Source organism: Streptococcus sp. HMSC077D04 (genome assembly GCF_001808785.1).
Classification (GTDB): domain Bacteria; phylum Bacillota; class Bacilli; order Lactobacillales; family Streptococcaceae; genus Streptococcus; species Streptococcus mitis_BX.
In genome coordinates this window covers 1-799 of the sequence record NZ_KV794491.1, presented here as the reverse complement: position 1 = coordinate 799, position 799 = coordinate 1, and the positions used below count along the sequence as shown (strand labels likewise).

General features: G+C 34.9%; 2 protein-coding genes. Both read left to right on the top strand.

From position 1 onward, the window contains the following. Window positions 1-669: thioredoxin domain-containing protein (locus HMPREF2701_RS01570; RefSeq protein WP_261674389.1), on the top strand; the 669-nt coding region annotated here is incomplete at its 5' end. A 50-nt stretch (window positions 670-719) separates the two neighbouring features. After that, on the top strand, window positions 720-799 hold an 80-nt coding region (locus tag HMPREF2701_RS11300), incomplete at its 3' end, for a DUF5965 family protein (RefSeq protein ID WP_222132650.1).

Genomic DNA, 799 nt, shown 5'->3' with positions numbered 1-799 from the left:
AAAACAAATGAAACAGTTGAACCTGTTATTGTATTTAAAAGCTTTGATCATCGTCATAAGCTGCAGGCAGCAAGCTTACAAGGAATTTATAAGAATCACTCTCTTCCTAGAGAAAGGTTAAAAACGATTCTAAAAGGAAGCCATGGACATGTTGGAATATCCTTTGACATTGGTAAACCAAATAGACTGGTCTTTTGTGAATCGTTCATCGACTTGATGAGCTATTACGAACTTCATCAACAAAGCCTATCAGATGTTCGCTTGGTATCTATGGAGGGATTAAAAAGGTCTGTTGTCGCTTATCAAACTTTACGGCTGATAGCTGAAGAAAATCAAAAGTTAGAATTTTTAGATACAGTAATACCTTCAAAGTTATTACCTTTGATCAATACAATTCGTGATACCACTACCTATTTCGATAATCATCCTGATTTATTGACACTTGCGGTAGATTGTGATGATGCAGGAAAAGATTTTTCTGATAAGTTATCTCAAGAAGGATTTCCTGTTTTACTGGATTTACCTAATAATGAATTTGGGAAAGAAAAAGTAGACTGGAACGATATTCTTCGAGAAAAGAAATCAGATTTACAATTGATGATCGAGACTGCAAAAGAGACATTGAGGAATCAACCAGTAAGACAAACCTCTCAATGTTTAGAATTGTGATAACAAAATCAAGATGTTTTAGCTAATATTAAAATGAAGGAGGATCGTATATGACCATTATTGAACGCCTAGAAGAAAAGGTCACTAGGCAAGAAAGCAAGGTAGCAAGAGAGACAGAAAAACTCGCTGC